Source organism: Geojedonia litorea, from assembly GCF_042654525.1.
Taxonomy (GTDB): Bacteria; Bacteroidota; Bacteroidia; order Flavobacteriales; family Flavobacteriaceae; genus Geojedonia; species Geojedonia litorea.
In genome coordinates this window covers 1,073,181-1,096,410 of record NZ_JBHSGP010000014.1, presented here as the reverse complement: position 1 = coordinate 1,096,410, position 23,230 = coordinate 1,073,181, and the positions used below count along the sequence as shown (strand labels likewise).

At 32.9% G+C, this 23,230-nt stretch carries 13 protein-coding genes; 2 read left to right on the top strand and 11 right to left on the bottom strand.

Features of this window, described 5'->3' with window-relative positions; all coding sequences use genetic code 11:
• The 3 genes from ACFO5O_RS12805 to ACFO5O_RS12795 all read right to left on the bottom strand — a co-directional run bounded on the left by ACFO5O_RS12805 (nt 1) and on the right by ACFO5O_RS12795 (nt 7,627).
• Nucleotides 1-2,982, bottom strand: coding sequence for a SusC/RagA family TonB-linked outer membrane protein (locus tag ACFO5O_RS12805; protein WP_387964389.1), 2,982 nt, complete (start codon nt 2,980-2,982; stop codon nt 1-3).
• A 297-nt stretch (nt 2,983-3,279) separates the two neighbouring features.
• The gene (locus ACFO5O_RS12800) at nt 3,280-6,054 is read right to left on the bottom strand and encodes a ligand-binding sensor domain-containing protein (RefSeq protein WP_387964387.1); all 2,775 of its coding nucleotides are present in this window, start codon (nt 6,052-6,054) and stop codon (nt 3,280-3,282) included.
• A 103-nt stretch (nt 6,055-6,157) separates the two neighbouring features.
• Nucleotides 6,158-7,627 (bottom strand): sulfatase family protein, encoded by a 1,470-nt coding sequence (locus ACFO5O_RS12795; RefSeq protein ID WP_387964386.1) that lies wholly within the window; start codon nt 7,625-7,627, stop codon nt 6,158-6,160.
• A 233-nt stretch (nt 7,628-7,860) separates the two neighbouring features.
• Here ACFO5O_RS12795 and ACFO5O_RS12790 point away from each other — a divergent pair, with 233 nt between their 5' ends.
• Entirely contained in the window at nt 7,861-8,694 is an 834-nt protein-coding gene (locus ACFO5O_RS12790) for an alpha/beta hydrolase (RefSeq protein ID WP_387964384.1), read from the top strand.
• On the opposite strand, the gene ACFO5O_RS12785 is transcribed toward ACFO5O_RS12790, so the two are convergent.
• The 7 genes from ACFO5O_RS12785 to ACFO5O_RS12755 all read right to left on the bottom strand — a co-directional run bounded on the left by ACFO5O_RS12785 (nt 8,691) and on the right by ACFO5O_RS12755 (nt 19,642).
• Nucleotides 8,691-9,125 carry a response regulator gene (locus tag ACFO5O_RS12785; protein WP_387964382.1) on the bottom strand — a complete coding sequence of 145 codons (435 nt, stop codon included), beginning with the start codon at nt 9,123-9,125 and terminating at the stop codon, nt 8,691-8,693. The genes ACFO5O_RS12790 and ACFO5O_RS12785 overlap by 4 nt on opposite strands.
• Nucleotides 9,122-10,981, bottom strand: coding sequence for a PAS domain S-box protein (locus tag ACFO5O_RS12780; protein WP_387964380.1), 1,860 nt, complete (start codon nt 10,979-10,981; stop codon nt 9,122-9,124). The genes ACFO5O_RS12785 and ACFO5O_RS12780 overlap by 4 nt, the downstream gene beginning before the upstream one ends.
• A complete protein-coding gene (locus ACFO5O_RS12775; RefSeq protein WP_387964378.1) occupies nt 10,965-11,390 on the bottom strand; it encodes a DUF7793 family protein in 426 nt (141 codons plus the stop codon). The genes ACFO5O_RS12780 and ACFO5O_RS12775 overlap by 17 nt, the downstream gene beginning before the upstream one ends.
• A gap of 194 nt (nt 11,391-11,584) precedes the next feature.
• Entirely contained in the window at nt 11,585-15,223 is a 3,639-nt protein-coding gene (locus ACFO5O_RS12770) for a sigma 54-interacting transcriptional regulator (RefSeq protein ID WP_387964376.1), read from the bottom strand.
• Nucleotides 15,220-15,597, bottom strand: a complete 378-nt coding sequence (locus ACFO5O_RS12765; RefSeq protein ID WP_387964374.1) for a response regulator — start codon at nt 15,595-15,597, stop codon at nt 15,220-15,222. Before ACFO5O_RS12765 ends, ACFO5O_RS12770 begins: the two co-directional genes overlap by 4 nt.
• Before the next feature lie 80 nt (nt 15,598-15,677).
• Complete coding sequence (locus tag ACFO5O_RS12760) at nt 15,678-18,716, bottom strand: PAS domain-containing protein (protein WP_387964372.1); 3,039 nt, start codon at nt 18,714-18,716, stop codon at nt 15,678-15,680.
• Between the two features lie 596 nt (nt 18,717-19,312).
• Nucleotides 19,313-19,642 (bottom strand): YegP family protein, encoded by a 330-nt coding sequence (locus tag ACFO5O_RS12755; RefSeq protein WP_387964370.1) that lies wholly within the window; start codon nt 19,640-19,642, stop codon nt 19,313-19,315.
• 332 nt (nt 19,643-19,974) lie between these two features.
• On the opposite strand from ACFO5O_RS12755, the gene ACFO5O_RS12750 reads away from it, so the two are divergent.
• Nucleotides 19,975-20,742 (top strand): hypothetical protein, encoded by a 768-nt coding sequence (locus ACFO5O_RS12750; RefSeq protein WP_387964369.1) that lies wholly within the window; start codon nt 19,975-19,977, stop codon nt 20,740-20,742.
• 363 nt (nt 20,743-21,105) lie between these two features.
• On the opposite strand, the gene ACFO5O_RS12745 is transcribed toward ACFO5O_RS12750, so the two are convergent.
• On the bottom strand, nt 21,106-23,031 hold the full coding sequence (locus ACFO5O_RS12745; RefSeq protein WP_387964367.1) for a helix-turn-helix domain-containing protein: 1,926 nt from the start codon (nt 23,029-23,031) through the stop codon (nt 21,106-21,108).
• Nucleotides 23,032-23,230 lie beyond the last annotated feature (199 nt).

Here is a 23,230-nt window from a genome sequence, read left to right as displayed (position 1 = left end):
TTAAAGACCTAATTTAACTCCCATGGTTATTCCTTTTGCATCAGGAAATGCTCCAGCATTGTTTTCTGGACTATATGATTTATAATCAGTAAACGTTAAAAGATTTGTACCAGTTAAATATACTTTAGCGGATTCAAACCCTGCTTTCTGAAGAAATTTGTTTGGAATATTATACCCTAAAGACAATGTTCTTAATCTACTATACGATGCATCCTTAATTGCAGAAGATGATATAAACGCAGGAGCAGTAGTTCTTGGTCTAGGAAATTCGTTAGATGGGCTTTCAGGTAAATAATAATCTACTTTAATCCCGTTTAATATTCCTTGCAAGGTCGCTCCATTGTCATAATCAGACAAATAATTATTTAGTCTTGTAGCACCCTCTACGATATAAAAATCTGCAAATAATTCAAGTCCTTTAAATTCAAGGCTCATGTTTATTGAACCATACCAATCTGGCGTTTCTCTAAAGATAATTAAATCTTCTTGACCAATAATACCATCTTCATTTATATCTTTCACCCTTATATCTCCGGGCAAAGCTGTTGGTTGAGCCGAATTGGCAATATCATCACCTTCCTGCCAAATACCATCAAATAAATAGTTACGAATATTATCGATTGGTTGCCCAATAAATATCCCCTGTGACACAAAATCTAATGGTACACCATTTTCATCTAAAGTACCATCCAGAGCAAGAACTTCATTGTCATTTGTTGACCATGTAGCTCCTAAAGACCATTTAAAATCTGGCTTTCTTATGATATTGGTATTTAATGACACCTCTACCCCTCTGTTTTCTACTTCACCTATATTAAATCGTGTTACAGAATAACCTGATACCCCAGATAAAGTTCTATCCAATAAAAGGTCCTTTGTATTTGCCTTGTAGTATTCAACTGTTCCAGTAACGGTATTCTTGAAAAGTCCAAAATCTAAACCAACATTTAAAGATGTTGTAGTTTCCCATTTTAAATTTGGATTAGGCAATCTACTTAAAGATGCATTCCCTCCAGTTGTTACCCCGCCAAAAACATACGGTAAGTAGTCGGCCACACCAAGGGATTGACTTGGGTCAATCCCTTCATTACCAGTCTGTCCGTAACTAACTCTAAATTTCATTTGGTTAAATACTTTAGATTCCTTTAAAAAAGCTTCTTCGTGCATCTTCCACGCAAAAGCTGCGGCCGGAAAATATCCCCATTTATTGTCCTCGGCAAATACGGAAGATGCATCTGCCCTTGCCGTAAACGTAAATAAATATTTATTAAATAGATTATACCTTGCTCGCCCTAAAAACGATACCAATTTACGCTCACTCACATCTCTGGAAACTCCTGCAATTTCAGTGGCATTTCCATTATATCCTAAAAAGTCATTTGGGAAACCCGTTTTAGTAATGGACGTTTCAGTCGTTTTTCGTTCATTTACGGCATGCACAAATGTAAAATCTAATACATGATTATCATTAATTTTGGGTGTATAGTCGATAATATTCTCGATTAAAAAATCTTTGTAAGTATTATTACCTATTGTAGCACGTCCGTTAACTCCACTATCTCCAGAAGTATGTTTACTTGATCGATAAATACCCTGTTCTGAATTTCTGTTTCTTAAAAATGTGTTTAATCTATACGAAAACGATGATGTGAAATCGTAATTTAGAACAAGATTTACATCTGTTAACTTGGTAAAAACTTCGTTTGTAGATTCTCTAATATTCCATAGCGGGTTAACTCTCGTAGTACCTGTTCCCAATGGAAATTTAACTAGGTTACCTTCACTATCATAAGGCATTGCTAATGGAGATATACTTATAAAATTGAGTGAATTACTTTCTAAATCTTGTTTACTAGTTTGAAAATTAATGTTTGCTTGAATACTTAACTTATCATTTATTTTTTGATCCACATTAACTTTAATATTTCCTCTCTCAAAGCCAGAAGTTGGGATTAAACCATCTTGATGAAAATAGTTAATACTTGAAAACACTTTAGTAAATTCTCCACCTCCAGAAAAATTTAAAGAGTGGCTACTAATGAACGCATCTCTTAAAACCAAATCTTCCCAATCCACATAACGCTTATTTTGCAGAGAGGCGTACTCAAAATCATTAAAAATATCAACATCAGGGCGATACATTTCATTATTATCGGCCTTTTCTGCTTCACGTCTTAATTGTGCAAATTCTTCAGCTGTATACAAATCAAAATTTTTAGTTAAAGATTGTAATGTGGCATATCCATGATAATTGACCTTGAACTTGCCCTCTTTACCTCTTTTGGTTGTTATAAGAATAACACCGTTTGCTGCTCTTGCTCCATATATGGCTTGAGATGACGCATCTTTTAATACTTCAATTGATGAAATATCTTCTGGAGCGACATCATTAATATTATCATATGGGATACCATCAACAATGATTAATGGATCATTTCCACCATCTATTGACACTTTTCCTCTAATAACAATATTTGAATTCCCTCCAGGCCTAGCATCTGCTAGATTAACCTGTACCCCTGCGGCTCGACCTCTAAGCATTTCGGAAACATTAGTAGTTGGTTGTGTTGTTGCTTCTTCTACATTAACACTAGCAACCGAACCGACTACGTCACTCTTCTTTACTGTTCCATATCCTACTATTACAACTTCATCCAATGCACTGGCTTCTTCGTTTAATTGAATTACCATATTACCATCTACTATTGGTACCTCTTTAGTTTGATATCCTAAATACGACACCGTTAATGTTGATGCGTTGCCTTGTACAGTTAGTGTAAATCCTCCGTCAAAATCTGTTGAAGCTCCATTGGTGGTCCCTTTAACAATAACTGTGGCTCCAGGTAAGGGCATATTATCCACAGCCGAAACTACTATACCTGTAATTGTTCTTTGTGATTGTGCTGATACTGCAATTGATATTAATAGAAATAGTAAAAATATCACAACCTTCATTTTTTGATAACCTAGTTTTAATTTCATGAGTGTGTAGTTTTTTAATTTTAGTTTCAAAAATATAGTTAGAATGAACTTATCTGACTTATCTCAAAATCAAGTTATGTAAACTTAAAACCCAAAATTGACAATTCCTTATTTTTTACCTCGATAAAAAACGAACATGCTAATAAAAGCACCTAATTTTTGCATTATATACTCTTGAAACCCTCAATACAAGCCAAACTCAGGCTATTCTATATTCAAGTACAAGAATTAAAAAAACTACTTATACTTAAAGCTTGTCGTGGTAATGTCGTGGTATTTTTTGCCTACGTAGTGGTGCTAAAATTTTAGGATGTAGTCGATGAGGCTGCTATCATGCTCTAAACCCAGTTTTTTTCGCAACCTATAACGCTTGGTTTCGACACTTTTAACAGAAATATTAAGCAAGGGTGCCATTTCTTTAGAAGATAAATTCAATCTTAAATACGCGCAAAAGCGCAAATCGTTAGGTGTCAAGTCGGGATGGGCAATCTTTATTTTATCTAAAAAGTCCTTATCGGCATTATTGAATGCTTGTTCAAAAAACGACCAGTCTTTGGCATCATTTAAGTTATCATCTATCAATTTAATTGCACTTTTATTATCAGATAGTTTGGTCTTTTTTAATTCCTTCTTGATACTATTTAGCACTTCATTCTTTTTAATAATACTCATAGTAGAAATTGCTAATTCTCTGTTTTTACTATCAATATCCTGATTTAACTTTTCATTTTTTATTTGCATGATCGCTTGTTCGCTCTCCATCTTTTCATGCTTAAATTTATTATTATAATAACGCTTATAGGTTTTATGAGTGATTAGAATAATTAATAAAAATAGTATGGAGTAAACTATTAAGGCGGTATCAGAAAGGTACCAAGGTCTGCGTACAATAAAAGTATAGCTGATGTTATTCTTGGATAGGTCATTACCAACTTTAGCTCTTACATTTAATGTATAATTTCCAAAAGAAAGATTTTCAAATGTTACTTGAGGACTTTCGGACCATTGGCTCCATTTATTTGAATGTCCCTCTAATTTATATTGATATTTAACATCTAAATATTTATCATATTCTGGCACTGAATATTTAAATAATAAAATGCCATCCTTATAATTAAACTCTCCATCCTTATCAATTGGGTATTCCTTTGTTTTTTCGTCAATATTCCTTAGACTAACCGAATTTAAATGAATTCTATATTCTGATGCTTTATTTACTTTAGAAAGGTCTAAAGTAATATACCCATTTGCAGTTCCTAGTACGTAAGTATTTTGATGAATAAGCGAAATGTTTTCATAGCCCAAAACACCTTTTCTTAATTTAGAAGGAATTGGAATATTATTAATAACCGGATTGTTTGTGACATCATCATTTTCTATAAAACTAATATTGTCCTTTGAAAATGCCCAAAGCCGTTCATTCTTATCAACAACTAATTTTCCTGAAATATAATCTCCTTCGTTAATAATAGTACTAAAAATAGAATCCTTTTTAAATGTTTGATCTACACTATCATACTTAAAAAACCCAACTTCAGAAGCGTAATAAATGTGGTCCTTGTACTTCACAAGACTTGTGTTTTTACCTAAAGGCAAGCTATTTTCCATTTCAACTTTTATGACCTTTGTGAAGCTGTCATTTAGTTTCAATTTAAATACACCTTTGTATTCGTGACTCACCCAAACTTGATTATCATTATTGATTTCTAGATATCTCGATGAATTTTTAAAACCTTCAACCTTATTTCTCACTTGCCATTTACCATCGGATTCTTCAAGAATAAATAACCCATTGTAGTTCCCTTGAAGCAATAAATTTGAATGACCAGGGATGCGTTTAAATGTCCATGCGCCTAAAGTGTTGCTAATTCTAGAAACATTTCCTTTATCAATTAAAAAAGTACCTAAATGATGACCGCAAAACAAATATTCATCATTATAATTAAACAACTCCCAAACCTGCCCAGCGGTACCCTCAATAAATGTATACGATTCATTTGGATCATTTAACTCACGGTAAAACAAACCTTGATTTGAACCAATATATAAGGTGTCTTTAAATACTTGAGTAGTATAAACCGTTCCTAAAACACCTTCGTAATCAAAAAATGTTTTTACTGGAGATTTCACATTGATGCAATTAATACCGTTATCTAAACCAGCCCAAACATTATTCGACTCATCTTCAAATAATGATAAAACGGTGTTGTTGCTCAATCCTTTCTTTTGAGTAATTTGGTAATCGAGATTTCCTTCTTTTGTAAAATGCATGATGCCATCTGAGATGGTGCCAATAACGATACTTCCGTCTTTAAGTTGTATACTACTAAATACGCTAACTTTATTTAAAATATCGTTAGATGAAGTTCTCCATGGCAAAAAAGTACTATTCTCAAATTCAAAAAGATAAAAACCAGAATCTCTTGTGAGTAACATTAAATGATCATCATCTTCAAAAATATTTATCACTCTTCCCTGCTCAACTATGTGATTATCAATAATTAATTTTGGCTGCCCATTTTCAACAATATAAACACCTTCATTAGCGACATGATAATAAATGCGATTGTTTATTTTAAAAATTTTATAGATAATGTTATTTTCTGAAATAACCTTAAACCCATCTGTTTCTGTATTGTAAAAATAGATGTTGTTGCTTGATTGAAATATGACCCATTCATTATACTCAATAATATTCCAGATCTGCTCGTCTTCAAGCATTTTCTTGTCGAGTTTAGAACGTAAGGACACGTACTCTAAAATACCCAATTCATTTTTTAACCAATATCCAAACTCCGCGTAACAACCCGTATATACTTTATTACCAATAACATTAACTGCTCTAATTATGGTGTTATTTGGAGAAGGGTAAGTCACCCATTCAGCTCCGTTATATTCTAACAAACCTCTGTTATTAGCCACATAAATAAACTTTGTTGGCGCTTGAGAAATCATCCAATTTTGATTATCTCCTAGGTAATTTTCAGTAGTAAATTTTTCAATTGGAGGTAACTCCTGACTAAAGCAAGTTAGACAGAATAGTATTGAGAAAATGAATTGAAAGAATTTCATTTACTTAAATGAATTTATAAAACTTATAAATATAGTTTTACCAATTGACAAAACAAAAATGTAGTACCGCTAAAACATTTCGAATAAATTTAATTCGAAAAATTTAGTTTTCAATATTGGCCTCGCACCAATTATGAAAGGCTTCTTGAAGCTCCTTAACTTTTTCAGGATATTGAGAAGCCAAATCATTGCGTTCCCCTGGATCTTCTTCTACATTAAAAAGCTTTAATTCTAAATTATCCACTATTGGCGCGATATATTGTGCCGAAGGATCGCTTTTCCAATGGTTCTCATTGGCATTTGTTAATTTCCAATTACCCTGTCTAACGGCCCAAGTTTTTTGCCATTTCCATACTAAAAGACGATTTGGATCGGGATTTAATAGACTTATTCCATCTAGTGTTTGATCTTCTGTTTGTGATCCAGCAGCATTTAAAAGCGTAGGTAAAATATCGGTGGCAGACACATAATTTGTTACTACTTTATCTGCTTCAATGTTTCCTGACCAACTAATTGCCAATGGAACTCGAATACCACCTTCCCAAAGTGAATACTTACCTCCAGTTAAAGGCGCATTATTGGCCCCTGTAAGCGGCGAACCTCCATTGTCTGAAATAAAAACTATGAGCGTATTTTTCTCTAGATCTTGTTCTTTCAAAGCATCCAAAACTCTTCCTATATTATCATCTAAACAATTAAGATTTGCTAAATAATAGCTACGCAATTCATCAGCTTTTATAGCGCCAACTCGGGAGTATTTATCGTAATAGGCCGAATAGGATCCTGGCTTATGCTTTCCAAATTCAACCAAACTGTCTGGGTCATAATTCGGAATTTCCTTAGCACCATACTTATCTAAATACTTTTTAGGGACTTCATGAATTAAATGGTGTACTGCACTGTACGAAAGGGTTAGAAAAAATGGCTTTTCTCTTTTTCTTTTAATATATGCAATAGATTCATCGGTCAAAATATCTGTCAAATAACCTTCATCATAACTCTTCTCACCCATGTTATGCATTAAAGGACCTAAAAGTGCACTAGTTCCATAAGGATCTGGAGTTCGCTCTTTTATTTTATCTGAATGCAACCAATAATCATGAGCATGAGCACTAAAGCCCAAAAACTCATCATAACCGTGATTTAGAGGATACTCTCGCACATTATTCTTATGAAAATTGCGACCTAAATCATTTTTGCCAATTCTGGCTGTTTCATAACCCACCTCCTTTAAATACTCTGCAATAGTTTTGACGTCGTCTGGCAAACCTGGGCCCCAACTGGCTGGTTTATCCCAACGAAATTGATTTTTACCTGTCAAAATTCCAGCTCGCGAAGGACTACAAACAGGTGCAGTAACATAGGCTTGGGTAAATATGGTTCCTGATTTTCCTAATCGTGAAATATTAGGAGTTTCTACACTAGTATCATATTTTTCAAAAGGAGAAAAATCAGCATAGCCTTGATCATCAACAACAATTAATAAAATGTTAGGCTTTTCATTCTTGACTTCTGTTTGGGCTTTGCAGCTAAAAAGGGTAATTAACAAAAAGCAGAGTATACTATTTTTCATGATATATGTTTTGTGAATCTCTTCAAATTTATTAAAAATAAGTTATTATTCGTTTTTTAAACACGCTTTGATTTGCCATTCTTCAGATTACAAATTATGGTGATAAAACGAAGCTTCATCCTTTAAAAAAACAAAATGTTTTGTTTAAATATGACAATTTCCAATTAATAAAAAAGAAAGCATAAGTATTTGAGAGTTCGTACCTTTGAGTAAACCACTTTATTCAAGTAATTATGTACAAATACTTCCTAATACTTTTTCTCGCTCAAATTAGTTCCTTTAGCATTTGTGCTCAAGATGTTTCTTATGAAACCAAAGAGAATATTCATTACTACAATGAGGATATTAACAAGTCTGATCAATACATTAACGAACGTTGTGTACTAGATATTTACTACCCTAAACATGTTAAAGGATTCTCGACTGTGGTTTGGTTTCACGGTGGTGGATTAACGGGAGGAAATAAAGAAATACCCCAAGCGCTTAAAGAAAAAAATATTGCTGTTATAGCAGTAAATTATAGGCTGTATCCCAAGGTTAAGTCGCCTGTTTATATTGAAGACGCTGCAGCAGCTGTAAGTTGGGCATTCAAAACCATTGAAGATTACGGTGGTGATGCATCCCTTATTTTTGTTTCCGGTCATTCAGCTGGAGGTTATTTGGCAAGTATGATAGGATTAGACAAAATCTGGCTTAATAAATACAATATAGATGCTGATCAAATTGCTGGATTGATTCCTTTTAGCGGTCATACTATAACCCATTTCACTGTTCGAGAAGAACGAGGCATTAGTGGGACGCAACCCATTATAGACAATCTTGCTCCATTATTCCATGTAAGACCAGATGCTCCTCCACTTCTACTAATTACAGGTGGTAGGGATTTAGAATTGTTGGGGCGATATGAAGAAAATGCTTATTTATGGCGTATGATGAAAGTTGCTGGACATAAAGAAACTACGCTTTACGAGCTGGATGGTTTTAACCATGGTGGAATGGCAAAACCCGCGTTTGAATTACTATTAAAAGAAATTCGTAGAGTAGTCAAGCTAAAAAGTAACAACTAATATAAACTAATTGCATAGCCTCTTTCTGGTTGAAATATTTCTTGAAGTGTTTTATTCGTCAATGGTTTATTGTAATAATTTTTACAGAATTGATGACTTTTGGCTTTATTAATATCCTCTAATGAAGAAGAGGAAGATAGCATAAATATATCTATTTGATGCTTTTTGATGATCTCAAGCTGCTTTAGTTCTGCTAAAAATTGGAATCCGTCCATTTCGGGCATATTAATGTCTAGAAAAATAATGTCAGGTATAAATAGTGACTTAAAGTCTTTATTAAATTCCAATATCTTTAAGTAACAAATTGCCGCAGAGGCTTTGGTGAATGTTTTAAGTTGAATCGAAGGGTCAAATATTTCAATGATTTTTTGATTAACAAAAAGGTCGATTTTGTTATCATCAATAAGAATAATTTTTTTTGTCTTTTTCATAATTTACTTTCTTTTTGCGTTGGCAACATTATTTCAAAACACGTTCCCTTGTTTAGTTTACTTTCTACTGAAATTTGCCCTTCTAAATCTTGCACAATATTTTTTACGATGTATAATCCTAATCCCGAGCCAGGTAATCCTGAAGAATTTGCTCTGTAATACATATTAAAGATTTTATCGATATTGTTTGGGGCTATACCTTGGCCATTATCACTAATGCGAATTTCAACGCCTTTGGGTACGGTTGCAATTTCAACTTTAACAAACGATTGTTTCCCTTTAGCTACAGAACTATATTTAATAGCGTTTTGGATTAAATTTTGAAATAAAGAATTCATCAATTCAATATCTGAACAAAATGTATCGGTCACCTTAATATTGGCATCAAACTCTACTTTATCAAAATTTATAGTTCCCTTCAGACTTTTAAGTGTGTCATTTATTATGGCCGTAAAATCAATTGGCTCAATCGTTTTTTCTTTTGATGACATTACCGAAGCCAACACTAAATTATCAGCCATTAGTTTTCCACGTTCTAGAGTGGTTTCAAGCATCTCAACTAATTGCTCAACCGCATTATTAGTAGTGTGCTGTTTTATTAAATTGATTAGGCCTTCGGCTGAAGAAAACGGAGCCTTAAGATCGTGTGCAGAACGGTATAAAAACAACTCTAATTCCTTCTTTTTTTGTTCTAACTTACTTTCTAAAATTTTATTCTTAGACACATCGAGCATCATCGCACAATAATATCTATTATTACCGCTATCCCACTTACTTATGGTTAATTCAATCGGAAATTCAACGCCATTTTTTTTAAGGCCTTTCATTTCCAATAGATCTCCAGAATTCGATTTATTAAGTGCTTTCACGGCATTAACAAGACCTTTGATACTGGACTTTATATATTTTTTTGATATGATTTTGGCCAACGGGCTACCTAACATTTCAAGTTCAGTATATCCAAATGCTTTTGTTGCACCCTTATTCCACTCTATAATCACACCCTTTTCATCAGTTACGATTATGATTCCAAAATTCATCGATTTAAAAATAGCACTAAACTTGGCTTCATTTTCACGTAACTCTGCCTTAACTTTGTTTAGTTTTGTGACATTTTGGGTAGAAATGGTAGCCGACGCTACTTTTTCGAATTCATTGAAAACTGGACCAATTTGAGAGATATAATACATTTTGTTCCCCTGCGAGTCTATATCTGAGGTTTCATATTGACCTATAATTCCCTCCCTAAATACAGACTTGATGACTCGTTTAACCATTCTGTGATCGCTAGGATTGATATAATCATACAAATAGGTGCCTATCACTTCTTCAATTTCCAGATTGCCAATTCCTAAATTGACGTTTAGGATCCTTCCAAACCTATCAATAGATAAAATAATATTTGGAATGCTTTCAGCAAAGGTTCTAAGTTTGCTTTCTTGGTCGGCTATTTTTTTGTTTTTCTCATAACATTCGGTAATATCAACAAACATTGAAACGTATTTCTCAATTGCTCCATGACTATCCATTGTTGGCATTATAGTAGTATCTAACCAGTGCGTATTACCTTTCAACGAATTTGTGCACAGCACGCCTTTCCAAACATTCCCACTCTTAATAGTTTGCCAAAGGTCTTTGTAAAGAGGATCTGTATGAAGTTCTGATTCAAACAAGGTCGCAGATTCTCCAATAAGTCGCACTTCAGTAGTTTCCATCAAGTCGCAATATTTTTGGTTAGCATAAACAATGCGTCCCATGGGATCGGTAGAAAGCAAAATCACATTGCTTTTGATCATTTTGAGGACATCAAATGCTTCAGTTGTAGCTAGTATGTTAGGATTAATTGTCTGCATCATATCTTTTTTTAGCTTCTACACAATAGTCTATTGCATTTTCAATATCATCAAAAATCAAAAATGGTGTGACGGGTTCGTATATTCTTTTATAGGAGTTTATTAAGAGTTCAGTATTGATCGAGTTCACGACAAAAGCTTCACATATTCGTACTTTTTTAAAGTAGCTGCTATGTGCGAAGAGTTTTGCTGCTCTGGAGGTAAAAGATCCACGCGTATTTCTTGTATCAATTAAAAAAGGCATTGGAACACCTTGAGTTAATGAAATGACAGCAGTTTCAAATTTTTTGACTGTCCCTATATCTAACTTTCCAAATTGATTGGTGTAATCAAATTTGAAAAACAAAACGCCTTGATTAACCCATAATTGGGCCGTATCTATTTTTAAAATCTCTTTTACTTGAATTTCCAACAATATGAAATTTGGTTGCAATTTAAATAGCCAATAGCTATGCCAAAAAAGATTTTTGAATACATACATGACAATAACTGATTGATTGTCAATATGTTTATAAACTTACGAACAGGATAGTGTAAGAATGTTTATCCACGGTAATCCGTAAAACAAATTGTAGTATTTTAATTTTTCACGATATACCGTGACTTTTAATTAGGCTTTTGCACACCCAACTTTTTCATACGGTCGCGCAAGGTACTAGGTTTCATATCTAATAAAACAGCGGCTCCTGTCGCTCCATCTATTTTCCAATTGCATTTTCGCAGTACTTTGATGATATGGGCACGCTGAACATCATTTAAAGTAATATTGGTTGAAGAAATAAGTCGTTCTTTCTCGTTAATGGAGGAATCAAAATCAGGCAAAACCAAAAACTTATTATTAGATAGTATCACAGCCCGCTCAATTAAGTTTTCTAGTTCGCGAATATTTCCAGGCCAATCATAACGAAGCATTTCTTGCATGGCCTTATCAGAGATATGAGTTACGTCCTTACCATAAGCCTTACTAAACTTATTTGCAAAATGTTCTACCAACAATGGAATATCTTCCCTTCGTTGGCGTAATGGAGGAACACTTATTGGAAATACGTTTAATCTAAAAAATAAATCTTCCCTAAAACGCTTTTCTTTGACTTCTGTTTTAAGTTCCTTATTGGTTGCTGCAATAATTCTCACATCAACTTTTAGCGACTTAGAACTTCCTACCTTTTCAATTTCCCCTTCCTGAAGAAATCGCAACAATTTTGGTTGCATATCCAAAGGTAGCTCTCCTATTTCGTCTAAAAACAAGGTGCCTCCATCAGCCAGTTCAGCTTTACCTATTTTATCATTGGTGGCACCTGTAAATGCGCCTTTGACATGGCCAAATAATTCACTTTCTATAAGTTCACGGGGAATGGCAGCACAGTTGACCTTGATTAAGGGTTTATGTTTTCGGTCACTAATATTATGTATGGCTCTAGCGAGTAATTCCTTTCCTGTACCAGACTCTCCCAACAACAAAACTGTGGCACTGGTAACCGCTACTTTTTCGGCATCTGTCAAGATATGGCTAAATACCTCACTGCCGTAAACCATTTCTTCATAATTAAACACCAAATCGATTTCATTTCTCAAATACACATTTTCATCTTCTAATTGATTTCTCAATTTTTCGAGTTCTTCATTAGCCGTGACTAATTCTTTATTGGTACTAATTAATTTCTGCTCGGCTGATTTTCGTACTAAACTTTCAACCATTAAGGAAACAACATTTGCAATTGAAGATGCAAATTGTTCCTCGTCAGAAGCCCATTTTCGTATTGGACCAATATGTTCAAAACAAATAATCCCATAGCTATTTTTCTCTCCTTGTATAAAGACATCTAGCATTGACGTAATGCCGTAGGGGATTAAATAATCTTTAGCAAAACCTTTAGTGATATCATTCTTTACTGCATCATCAACACTTATTGTTTTTGTTTTAGCTAGCGCTTCAAAATATTTAATATTATCTTTATTACTAATCATTAATCCACTTTCAAATTCGCCTGTTTTTAAATTATATAATTGTTCGCATATAATCTCTGATCTATCTTCACTAAATTTCCAAACACTAACTCGGGCTACATTTAAGGTTTTAGCAGATACGGATGTAATTTGTTTTAATGCGTTTTTATAATCTGTACCTACAAGGCCAGACAATTGCATAATGGCATTCTTTTTTAGAGTTGATTTTTCAGCAATTTCTTCTAAAGCATGTTTAACCTTTAATTCTTCTGAAACATCTTTCATAGTGGCAAACAGTGCAATAACTTCGCCTTGATCGTTTTTAATATTCCCTGTTAAAAACGAAGCCTGAAATTTCTTCCCGCTTTTTCTGATGAATTCAAATTGAGCAGTTGGCGTCTCTCCTATTGAGATTTCTTGTTTAGTCTTGGAAATTTTTTCCAAATCTTCCATTTTAGCGAATGGGTAAGGTAATTCGAGCCCAATGAGTTCTTCTTTTGAGTACTCTAACATTTTACAAGTTGAATCATTAACCATTATTATTTTACCTTTAAGGTCAACAATAATTAAACCTTCTTGCATAGACATAATGAGTTTGTCTGTAAAGGCTTTTGCTAGTTTTAATTCAATTTCAGATTTTTTACGTTCCGTAATATCTTGAATAGTCCCAATCATTTTTATTGGGTTTTTAGCGTCATCAAACACCAACTCTCCTAAACCATGTAACCAAAGTGTTTTATTATCACTTGGTCTTAAAATGCGATACTCTTTATTAAATTTTTCATGATTTTTTAGAACGTTATTTTGAAAATGGTCTAACATTATTTCTCGGTCTTCTGGATGAATAAGACTCACCCAACCCTCAATAGTTCTCTCAAAGGACTCATCAATTCCAAAAATGCTATCCAAGACTTCAGAACTCGTCCAAGTCATGAGATTTAAATCTAGCACATACGATCCAATGTTGGCAACAATTTGAGATTGCCTTAAATTATATTCACTTTCAAGTAGTTTATCATGGGCTTTTTTACGCTCGGTAATATCTTGAGTTGTCCCTATCATTTTTAATAGAGCACCCGAATCGTCAAATACCAATTCTCCTAAACCATGCATCCAATATGTTTTATGATCTGATGGTCTTACTATGCGATACTCTTTATCAAATTTTTCGCGGTTTTTTATAACGTTATTTTCAAAATAATTTAGAATAAACTCTCGATCATTGGGGTGAACTAGGTTCATCCAACCTTCAATAGTTCTATCAACTGTGTCATCAATACCTAATATTTTATCTAAAACATCAGAGCTTGTCCAGGTCATTGTTTTAAAATCAAAGGTATAAGAGCCAATATTGGCAACAATTTGAGATTGTCTTAAATTAAATTCACTTTCACGAATTTTTTCTTCAGCCTTTTTCCTCTCGGTAATATCCCTAATGAGGCCTATCAGGAATCTATTGCCCTCATTGTCTACAAATCTGGTTTTTTTTGTAGAAACAATTCGTGTTTCTCCACCTCTTACGGTTAATGTTTCTTCATTGATGTTTTCTACTCCCGTTGCAATTACTTCTTTATCAATTTTTAAAAAGCTCTCCTGTTCTTCTGGAGCTACATCTTCAGCGAGGGTTTTACCAATAACATCATCTTTTGAACGTCCAAAAAGGGCACAAAAGGCATCATTTACCAATAGTAAACGACTATGGTCATCTTTTACAAAAAAAGGATCACCAATATTGTTAATAATATTTTCTAGGTAACGCTCACTAGCCAATAAGCGCTCTTCAGACCTTAAACGTATAAATATCTCTTTTTCTAGATCAATACTTTTTTGTTCTAATTTATTAATGAGGCGTTCGTTGTATAACTTAAATACATCTTCTGTTTTAAGCGCTTCTTTATTAGACTTTATTATTGGTTTATTTCCAACATTAAAAATAGTTTTAACTGTTAGTATGACCTCTTCGTGATTAATTGGTTTTCTTAAAAATTGATTTGCACCAAGCTTTAGAGCAAAATCTTCATCTAATTTCTCTGTATAGGTAGAAGTGTAAAAAACAAATGGGATGTTTTTAAATAATTTTTCGTTTTTACATGCCTGACAGAACATGAAACCATCCATTACAGGCATTAATATGTCTGAAATAATCAGATCTACATTATTGTTTTTGTAAAGTTTATTTAAGCCTTCGCTTCCATTGTTGGCTTCAATCACCGTATAGCCAGCTTCCTCCAGAATAACTCTAAGCAGGTATAAATTTTCGTAAGTATCATCTACTATTAGAATTGTTCTTTTGGTCATTTTCGCTTGTTATTAATGATCTGCTCCATTTGAGATACAAAAGTTTCAGGATTAATTGGCTTTTCAATGTATCCATCTGCCCCAGCTTCAAATGCTCTTTCTTTATCACCACCCATGGCATACGACGTCACTGCAATAATTATGGTTTTTTTGGATAAGCCATCAAAACTTAATTTATTACAAATTTCATAGCCGTCCATGTCTGGTAGTTGGATATCTAACAAAATAACTTCTGGTTGCTTGTCGCAAGCCAGTCGTATTCCATCTTCTCCATTATACGCTTGAATTATATTATAATTACTTTGCTCAAGCAAATACGACAACATATACATGTTTTGTTCATTATCCTCAATTATTAAAACGCTAGGTTTCATATCTCTAAAATTGTGTTTTAGGTTTTAAATTTTTTGATAAGATTAGTTAATATTGTTACATATTTATTTTGGACATCTTGTTATATGGGCAATTTAAATGTAAAATTACTGCCTATGCCTTTTTTACTTTTCACTTCAATAGTTCCTCCTAATTTCTCTATTATATTTTTGCAAATTGAGAGACCAAGACCAGTACCTTCATGTCTTCTGGCTAGGCCATGGTTTAATTGAATAAAAGGCAAAAATAATTTAGCTTGTTCTTCTTGGCTAATACCAATTCCTTGATCTATGACCTGGGTTAGTATAAACTTATCTTCAACTTTTACGTTAACTTTTATGCTGCCTTGATCTGAAAATTTAATAGCATTAGAAATTAAATTCAATAATACTTGCTCAACACGCCTTTCATCACTATTAACGATGATTTTAGTTTCAGAACATTCTGTGCTGATCTGAAGGCCTTTTTTATGTGCTTGAGGCAATATAAACGCTATTGTACTTTCTAATGTTAATATATAATTAAATGTGTGTTTAGAGACTTTTAATTTACCTGCTTCAATTTTAGAGATGTCCAGAATGTCATTAATTAAATTTAACAAATGCTGTCCGCTATTTTTGACCATTGTAAGCTGCTTTTTTTGTTCTTCATTTAAAGGTCCAGCAAACTCTTTTAAAAGAATACCCGTAAATCCAATTATGGAGTTCATAGGTGTTCTTAATTCATGAGACATAGTTGCTAAAAAAGCAGACTTCATTACATCGGCAGATTGTGCTTTTTTCTTTTCTTCTTCTAGTTCAAAAGTTCTAATTTCAATTAATTCTTCTAAGTTTTTTTGATGTTTTTCAAGTTCGATTTCAACTTTTTTAAGGTCGGTAATATCTCTAATTACTCCAATTAGGAATTTATGGCCATTTTCGTCAATAAATCTGGTTTTTTTGCTAGAGATAAATTGCACTTCACCTTTGGCATTAATCATAGAATCTTCATTAACATACTCAATCCCTTTAGATATTACTTTACGATCAACCTTTAAATAGTGTTCTCTTTTTTCTTTAGGGACATCGTCGGCAAACCTATTACCAATTATTTCTTCTTTTGTACGATTAAATAATTTATAAAACGCATTATTAGCTATAAGAAAACGACTTTTATCATCTTTTACAAATACAGGATCTCCAATATTGTTAATAATATTATCGAGGTATTCTTTACTCTCAATTAAAAGCTTTTCAGCATTTTTCCGTTCTGTGATATCCAAGGCCATTCCAATATAACCGTACAAGTTATTTTTTGAATCATGTAGGCCAACCGCTTTGGCAGAAAGCCAAGTGATTTGGTTATTTGTGTGCTGAAATCTGAATTCTGAATTGAAATTTTCTCCAGTACGCATAGATTCTTCCCATTCTTGTAAAACTCTTTCTCTATCTTCAGAATGAATTGCGTTTGCCCACCCAAAACCCATAGCTTCATTAAACGATCTGCCTGCATATTTTACCCATTCCTCGTTCACATAATTACAAGCCCCTTTTTTATCGATTTGAAATATGGCCACGGGGGCATTAGAAGTTAATCGTCTAAATAAATTTTCACTTAATATTAATTGTTCTTCTGCTTTTTTACGATCAGTAATATCATCTATAGTAACAAAAAAAGCGGTAAGATTACCACGGCTATCCCTAATTGATGAGGTCGCAAGAGCAGCTGGAAAACGTTCTCCATCTTTGCGTAAAAACAAAAATTCAAAATTCCCTACTTCACCTTGCAGCGTTTTTTTCAAGCACTCTTGTATTGCTTCATATGATTCAGGAGGCCAAAACGGAAATGGTGCTTTTCTGCCTAATAATTCCTCTTTTGTGAATTTTGTGATTTTGCAGAATGATGGATTAGCGTCAATGATTTCGCCATCTATGTTCATCACTACTAACCCAGATCTCAACGAGGCTATAAGCGCTTCAGAAAATTCCTTTGCCTTACTCACATTATCTTGAGCATTCTTAAGTTCTGTGATGTCTGAAAAATAGACAGCTAAACCTTCAGGAGACGGATAAAGCTTATGTTCTACCCACCTTTGTGTTGGTTCGTAAAAATCTTGAATTGTAATATTTTGTTGTGTCTCTACAGCTTCATGGTAGGCTTTATAAAAAGGAAGATTTACTGTATCAGGAAACTCAGTCCAAATATGCTTGCCTATTAAACTCCCTGGTTTTTTACCGGTTATTTCTCCTGTTTTTTCATTCGCATAAGTATAACACCAATTTGTATCTAAAGACACAAAACCATCAGAAATGTTATTAATTGTATGCTCTAACTTGAAAGTATGGTCCCTTTCAGATTGCAACTCCACAACCACATCTTCATATCTTTTTAAATAGGTTAAAGATTTGAAAATTTTTAAAATAGAAAGGCCCGAATCATTGCCCTTTTTGAAATTTGGCTCAATGTACGTCAAATACATGGTGAATAAACTAGAATAAACTATTACCGAGAGTGTTTTAAATACGATTCCTGAAATTAAAATCGTCTGAAAATTGTGGTCTCCTGCAAAAAACCCTAGTGTAAACAAAATAGCGTCCAAACAAAGCACAATTGTCATGGTAAGCAATACTCTAAAATAAATGGAGTTGATATATTTTGATATGAATTCAAAAATGAAGATCAAGATGAAAAAGTCTACAACTAAAACTAAAGTTCCATATAAAAGAAAACCAATGTTTTGAATATAAAAATGAGAAGGCAAATTATAAACATTATTTGAGCCTACGCCCCCAAACGACAACCAACACAATAATAATAAGAAGGTTAAAACTAAATTCGCTCCTAGAATAGCATAAATAAGATTTTTAGCTTCAATGATACCGTCACAAATGTATACGAGGATGATCGCAAATAAACTTCCAGTAAATAATACCATGGAGCCAGAAGAGATGGTGATTTCTGGGGCTACTTCTATAATTAGCGCTCCAGACATAAACACTTGCAAAAATTGAAAAACTCCTAGGGTAATCCACAATAAACCTGTACCAAAAATAAATCGCAGTCTGAATAATACTAATATCAATATGGCAATGGTCGTACATTGGAACAAAAGCATTAATATATTACTGTAAAACAAGTCCATTTCTAATTTAATGAAAATTGTAATTTATTTTTATTATAACAGTGTTTATATAGTTTCTAAAGCTATCGTTTGCTTTATTATCATCAACTAGCGTACAGTAAAACAAGTTTACATTTAATTTGGGGAATAGGGCATTATGGAAAAGCTTGACAAAATATTTGTCTTCATATACATAGGTCGTTGACCTCTTATTGTGGAAGTTTTTATCTTTAGGGCTTGTCATTAGCTGATTAAATTTAGAGGGATAAATATATTTAATGTGGCAAATGTTAATTTTACTTATTTATAGCATAAATACGTTTCAATTTCTCAAAATATACAACTTTATTTTAAATATGTTGATGGTTACCAACTTAAATACTTACAAAGCAGAAGAAAATTAAGTAGATTAAAATCGGTCACAAAATTAAAATTAATCAATTAACTATCAATAAATTAAATGACATATTTTATTCAGGATGGGATGTTTTTTCTTTGACTTTCTAGTTATAGGCTAAAGTTTACAACAAATACGAATTTGAATTTAATACATCAAAAAAAAAAGAGTTGCTTATTGGAGCAACTCTTTTTTTAAGAGTTTTATTAAATATTAAATTTTAAGTTTGATCATCAATTGTGGCGATTGGCGCGTTTTTCTTTACAGAGTTTATTCCGTTTTCCATGGCACTATTAGACGAATACATTTCACTATTACCTATAACTTGACTATTACCTGCTTTTAAATTAAAATAAGGACTACCATTTTTTGCTTGCAGGCGTTCAAATCGAGAATCATCTGTTGCATTTTTTCTAATCGATTCAATCCCATTAGTGCATCCCGCTTTAGATGAATAACCTTCTCCCGTTAAAATAGTTTGACCATTTCTAGCTTTTAATCTAAACCTAAATTCTCCTCTTTTGTCTTTGTAAATTTCAAATTTTGCCATAGTAATTGCTTTTATTTTATGTGTTTAAAGTTGTGAGATTTACAATTTAAGAAAAAAAAAGCAAATTATATAATCGTTATAGCCTGATATTAAGCACAGAAGCATCAAACGCTACTCTTTTAAAAGTATTGAAACAAAAAACTACTCCCCTTTAGGTTCTATTATTTAAACAAATAGAACAAACAATTATTCTAGTACTTCACAACTTAATTATTAGTATCAACTTACAATTATCAAACAATAAAATGTAAAGCAACTTGTTAATTAAGGTGTAAAATTTATAGTTTCAATTGTTATATAAACATATAATTAATTTTAAACCCAAATCAGTTATGAAAAACATTTTAAATTTAAAAAACAACATTTCATTTATTTTAACTTTAGCTTTAGTATTGAGCTTTAGTTGTTCTACTAATGATAATGATTCTAGTGTTGGAAAATTAAGCATGAGTGCCAACGCCAAGTTTACGAATCTGACCACTAATTCCTCAAGTTCTAGAGTTATGAATGGCAATATTGCCATTGAAGTCTTTAAATTGAACTTACGCGAATTTGAACTAGAATTAGACATAGAGGATGATGATCACCAAGACGATCAAGATGAGCAATGGGATGATGATGGTTATTTTGACTATCAGGATGAAATTGAACTTGAAGGACCTTTCGAACTCGATTTAATTTCTGGTCAAATCAATTTCTCAAATGTCAATGTTCCCATGGGCGTTTATGAAGAATTAGAATTTAAATTTGATGCTAGCACTGATGCATCTAGTGATTTATTTGGTAAGTCTGTGCTCATTGAGGGCACAATTGATAGTACTCCATTTGTATTCTGGCACAATTTTGAGGATGAAGTTGAAGTTGATTTTGAGGATCCACAATTTGATATTACTATCTCTCAAAACACACAAGGCATTGTTATAAGTTTTGATTTAGGTCAAATATTAAACAGTGTTAATGGTGTTGATCTAACTTTAGCCTCTGATGGAAACAATAATGGAATTATTGAAATTAGCCCAGAAGACACTGATGGAAATAATGATTTAGCAGAAGCTATTAGACATAAAATAAAAGAATATATTGATTTAATTGATGATTAATTAGGTCACTGTTTTTAAAAAAGAAAAAAGAAAAGGCGAGTAGAAAATACTCGCCTTTTGTTTTAACTGTTAATCTTCAGATTAATTTCTTTAATCTATTCTTTTTTTCAACTCTAAATTAGTGAAAGTACCTACAATAATATCTACCTACAATTATAAATCATCATAAAACAAAAAAGCATCCCAATCTTCTATTCAGAAAAAAGGAAAGCTTCCCATCGGCAAGTACCCAGCTTGATTGGGTATCTTACAACTACATCCCAAATCTTCCTTTGGGACCATAACTTCTTTTAATTGCAATAAAATATCTGAATAAATTAGAGTTCAAACGTTACAAATTTATCAATGTGGAAAACAATACTCTTAAAAATTAGTTTTGCTATTAGGAATATTCAGACTCGAAACAAAGGATTTAAATTTTTCGTGATGCTTGATGCGATCAAAGCCAGGCATAACATTAACCCATGCTACATAAGCATGCTTTGGCTCTGTATTTAACATCATGATCGCCTCATCTACATTGTTTAAGCTCGCATATAAATAGGCTAAAGTCCAATTCTTCCAAGGTGATTTTGGCCAGTTTTTCACTTCCTCAATTATTTCATTTGCCTTTTCAAATTCACCCATTTCAGCGCAAAGACCTCCAAAAGAAGCTGCGTGTTTAGGACTCTTTTCATATAGTCTTTTGTAGGAATCCAAGGCATTTTCCAAATTATTTTGCAACTTAAATGTTAATCCTTTGGTTAAAAGAGCCAAGCTATGTTCTGGAACTATACGCCATATTGTCTCCACTTTATCCATCGCCTGATCATAATTGCCGTAATAGGCATTCATCCAGCCAGTCCAACCCATGTATTTTGTATTTAATGGGTCTAACCTCTCTGCCATTTCTTGATGGTATAGCGCTTCTTCTTTTTCACCAATTAAAAACAGATACCATGCATAATCATAATGCACATTGGCCATGCTTGGGTTTTTTGAAAGTACATACTTAAATAATTCTTCTGCCTCCTTCCAATTTCTATCATGATAAATAGCAATGCTCGCTAAACTCGCATAAGCTTCCAACAAACTAGGGTCCAGTTGGATGGCCTGTTTAGCAGCCATTTTTGCAATGCCAAATACATTTGAGTTTTCTGCAGCACTGTGCCCTAAAATAACATGACCGTATGCCAACCCAGCGTATATCAAAGGTTCTGCTGGATCATCATCCAATGCTTTATACAAAAACTGAATACCCTTGTCAAAATCCTTTTGAGAGGATTTATGAAGATAGTACATACCGCGAATATAATTTTTGTAAGCATCTTTATTAACCTTTCTTCCATTGGCAAGCAATTGAGAATGTTCAGAACTCTTAAGCAAACCTGTTGACAATCCAATTCCATTCGCCGCTTCATTTTGAATATTCAAAATATTTTCAATGGATGTGCTGTAATTCAACGTTTGAACTCCATAATCAGAAGCGCCCAATTTATATAAGGTTAAATTCATTATTATACTATCCTTATCAGAATATTTGACCCTTCCAGATACCAAAAAATCTACTTTCAATTCTTGTAGAATTTTGTCTTTGGTTTTTTTACTGTCTTTATATTTAGATGTTGTTAATCCTGCAAGCACGTTGAGCCCATTGATTCTTCCTAGTGAGCTCGAGAGCCCTTGTTGAATACCTTGTGACAATATAGCTTCATCCAACGTTGTTGATTCTACTTCAATAGGCAGAATAGCTATAGAACTCATTCTCTGCTCTGTGGAATTCCCATAAAAATTATAAGCTACGCCTACAATCATTGCTAATAAAATCAAGATTAAAATACTAAAGTTGCGTACCCTATACTGCCCTAGATGTAGATAATTACTTATAATCTGGTTATTCTGAAACCAATTCCATTTAGACCAGCGGTCTCTGTTTATTGGCTGCTCAAAGGTATTATGAATTTCTTTCTTGGACTTTTGTTTTAACTCAATTGGAGAAAAATTATAATGTTGCTGAAAACACCTAGTAAAATATGAAGGGCTACCAAATCCCACAGCGTAAGCAACTTCTGAAACGGTGCTTTCACTACTAATCAATAATTCATAGGCTTTATGCAATCGAAACACCATGATAAATTGACTGGCAGTAATTCCTTTTTGAGCTTTCAATTTCCGATGCAGTTGCGATCTGCTAATAGCAACTTGTTTCGCGAGTTCACTTACACCAAAGCTTTCATCATGATAGTTGTTTTCCAAAACATTATTTAATCTATCAAGAAACGGTTGAGGTGATGTCAATTGAGCATCCATGACTAATAACGTTATACAAAAATTGTGACCTATAATTTACGCAATATTAACAATACCTACAAAAATATTTAGAACTAACTATGGCATTTTCAAGATGTTGCAGTCAATTTCAACATATTTTTAAGCTATTGCAACATAACTTTCAATACATGCAACATATTGAAATCTAGTTTGAATTATTAAAGATTAACTTCAACAT